Annotated in this window: 4 protein-coding genes; all 4 read left to right on the top strand. The window is 61.0% G+C overall.

Going from position 1 to position 2,935, the window contains the following annotated elements; genetic code table 11:
* Positions 1 to 767, top strand: a 767-nt coding sequence (locus EN879_RS30480) for a universal stress protein (protein ID WP_164774679.1), incomplete at its 5' end; no start/stop codon positions are given.
* Between the two features lie 131 nt (positions 768 to 898).
* Positions 899 to 1,399, top strand: coding sequence for a xanthine phosphoribosyltransferase (gene gpt / locus EN879_RS30475; RefSeq protein WP_013532017.1), 501 nt, complete (start codon positions 899 to 901; stop codon positions 1,397 to 1,399).
* 210 nt (positions 1,400 to 1,609) lie between these two features.
* Positions 1,610 to 2,098 carry an NUDIX hydrolase gene (locus EN879_RS30470; RefSeq protein WP_013532018.1) on the top strand — a complete coding sequence of 163 codons (489 nt, stop codon included), beginning with the start codon at positions 1,610 to 1,612 and terminating at the stop codon, positions 2,096 to 2,098.
* 132 nt (positions 2,099 to 2,230) lie between these two features.
* The gene (locus EN879_RS30465) at positions 2,231 to 2,542 is read left to right on the top strand and encodes a PilZ domain-containing protein (RefSeq protein WP_063167865.1); all 312 of its coding nucleotides are present in this window, start codon (positions 2,231 to 2,233) and stop codon (positions 2,540 to 2,542) included.
* Positions 2,543 to 2,935 lie beyond the last annotated feature (393 nt).

Here is a 2,935-nt window from a genome sequence, read left to right as displayed (position 1 = left end):
CCATTCCGCACACCAGCCGGTTCCAGAGCCATCTGGTCGGCATCCACGCCGAAACGCTTCCCGTGCCCTACACCTCTGCCACAGGCTTGCCCGACACCGAATTCCTGCAGGTTTCGGCAGATATGAACCGGGAACGGGCCGAGAAATTGAGGACGCTGTTTCTCAGGCATATCGAGGATTCCGGTCTTTCCTTCGAGTGGCGAAGCCTGGAGAGCTTTTCGGGTGACAGCGCGCTGACCGGGATTTCGAGCGTGCGGGCCGCCGACCTGATCATAGCAGCGCAGCGCGAAACGGGCGGCGATTCCAGCGCGGACGTTGACACGCTGGTCTACGATGCCGGCCGGCCGGTGCTGGTGGTGCCGCACGAGGGTCCGCTGATCACCACCTTCAAACGCGTCTTGCTCGCCTGGAACGGCAGCAAGGAAGCGGCGCGCGCCGCCTTCGACGCGCTGCCCTTCATCATCGAAGCCGAGAAGACCGACATATTGGTTATCGACCCTCCTGAAACGCTCGACGACAGCCCGGAGGCCGCCGGCGCCGAAATCGCGGCGGCGCTGTCGCGCCACGGCGCCACCGTCAGCGTCTCGGTGCAGCAGTCGGGCGGCAGTTCGGTCGATGACATCATCCAGACCAGGATCGCGGAAACCGGCGCCGATCTGCTGGTGCTCGGCGCCTACAGCCATTCATGGCTGCGCCAGCTTCTGTTCGGCGGCGTGACGCGCAGCGTGCTGCGCACCGCGCCGGTGGCAGCCTTCCTGTCGCGGTAAGCCCACAGCGATCGCTGGCCCTTGCCTTGCCAAGGCCCCTGCTCTTGCCAAGATGGGGGCTTTCCAGCTAATTCCGCGCGCATTCCCCTGTTTTCTTGCGCGCGATCCCCGCGTGCTGTGGAGTGCGCGACATGTCCCTTCCCGAAAAAGCCTTTCCGGTCTCCTGGGACCAGTTCCATCGCGACGCTCGCGCACTCGCCTGGCGGCTTGCCGGTGCCAACAAGGGGCAATGGAAAGCGATCGTCTGCATCACGCGAGGCGGGTTGGTGCCGGCGGCGATCATCTCGCGTGAACTTGGCATCCGCGTCATCGAAACCGTCTGCGTCGCCTCCTATCACGATTATACCAGCCAGGGGCAGCTGCAGGTCCTCAAGGAGATCACCCCTGCCCTGCTCGCCGAAGACGGCGCCGGCGTGCTGATCATCGACGACCTGACCGACACCGGCAAGACGGCGGGCATCGTGCGCGCGATGATGCCCAGGGCGCATTTCGCCACCGTCTATGCCAAGCCGAAAGGCAGGCCGCTGGTCGATACTTTCGTCACCGAAGTCAGCCAGGACACCTGGATCTATTTCCCGTGGGATATGGGCTTCACCTACCAGAAGCCGATCGCCGACGACCACGCCGGCTGATTCGCAACTACCCTGTTACAGACCAGCAGCTTGCACCGGGGATGGATTTGCTTTCGCAAACACGTCCGGCAGAGCCGGATATTTCGCGAAATCGACGTCTATTGGCGGAAATTGGCCAGGCGAATGAAATTTTTTACTTTTATTGCCGACAATTAGCCGTAAGATTCGTGAGACGGCAAACGATTCCGGAGGCTGGGGCTAGCTTCTTCGATGTTGACGAGGCCAACGACACACAATCATCTGGCCGAAAGGGTCCGACGGCTCTTCGGCACCGCGCCGTGCCGCCTGCAGGTTGCCGCCCTGCCCTGGCGCGACACGGGAGACGGCGTCGAAATCATGCTGATCACCAGCCGCGATACCGGCCGTTGGGTTTTGCCCAAGGGTTGGCCAGAGGCCAGGGAGCCGCTCTGCGAGGCCGCGGCGCGCGAAGCCGGCGAGGAGGCCGGGCTGCGCGGCCGTGTCTCTCATCTTGAAGCCGGCCGTTACTTCTACGCCAAGGCGCTGGCTTCCGGCGAAGAAGTCCCGTGCGAGGTCCTGGTGTTTCCGCTGCATGTCGACAAAGTCGCGGACCGCTGGAAGGAAAAACGCTCACGCACCCGCAAATGGGTCCGTGCAAGCGAAGCGGTGCGCATGGTCAACGAACCCGACCTTTGCCAGATCATCGCCTATTTCTGCGCCGACCCGCACAGCTTCTCCTGACGGGCGGCCACACCGCGCTCTTTGCAAAACGGGACTTGCTTGCAAAGGCTGGACACGCGTTGCCGCCATCGACATGAATGCTTTGCTAAGGAATCAAAGGTAGGATTCGGCAGCTCTGGTATTTTTTGATCGATGGCGAGCCCCGAAAATCCAATTCCAAACGAGTCCGACGAGCCTGAGCGCGAGCATCGTCCGCGCGTGCTCAAGGGCGGGTCGATCATCACCGGAATTTCGAATTCGGAAGTCGGCTGCACGCTGCGCAATCAACACGAAGGCGGAGCCGAACTGAAGATACCGCTGGAAGCCCGGGTTCCCGATCGCTTCCTTCTCTATGTGCCGCTCGACGGCATTGCCTATCGGTGTGAGGTCCGCTGGCGTCGCAATGACCGTATCGGGGTGCAGTTCACCGGCACCGAGCCAAAACCCAGGCTGCACTACGGCTGATCCATTCAGGCACGACGCTTTGGATCGTTGCCGCGTCCGGATTGCCTGGTGGCGACAAAATTGCGATCGCCGCACCGCATTCTATCCCCGTTATCCACATATGTGACACACAAGATGTTGGGGTCACAAAAGCTACGCAAACGAATCCTTGACGGCGCAAAACGAGTCGCCTTTTATAGGCCATGCGCTCCTGTTGAGAGTGCGACCGGAAAGTTCTGAGCCCGGTCTTTTTCCCGGATTATGTGCGTTTTGCTCGCATTTCCGCCTGGTTACGAGGCCGGCGGAAGCGTTGGAATTGTGGGGCGGTTGGGGTCGATAGGGACAATTGTCGGGCTTGAATAAATTGTCTGTTAATACTATATTTAGTGTTTGCAGGTAGGTTCGACGCTAGAT

It is taken from the genome of Mesorhizobium sp. M7A.F.Ca.AU.002.02.1.1 (genome assembly GCF_003998535.1).
GTDB classification, from domain to species: Bacteria; Pseudomonadota; Alphaproteobacteria; order Rhizobiales; family Rhizobiaceae; genus Mesorhizobium; species Mesorhizobium ciceri.
The sequence above is the reverse complement of the archived record's forward strand: the minus strand, read 5'-3'. Positions and strand labels throughout refer to the sequence as shown.

Bases quoted from the DNA above. Each gene is read 5' to 3' on its own strand.
- gpt (WP_013532017.1), top strand. From the start codon at position 899: ATGTCCCTTCCCGAAAAAGCCTTTCCGGTCTCCTGGGACCAGTTCCAT.
- EN879_RS30470 (WP_013532018.1), top strand. From the start codon at position 1,610: ATGTTGACGAGGCCAACGACACACAATCATCTGGCCGAAAGGGTCCGA.
- EN879_RS30465 (WP_063167865.1), top strand. From the start codon at position 2,231: ATGGCGAGCCCCGAAAATCCAATTCCAAACGAGTCCGACGAGCCTGAG.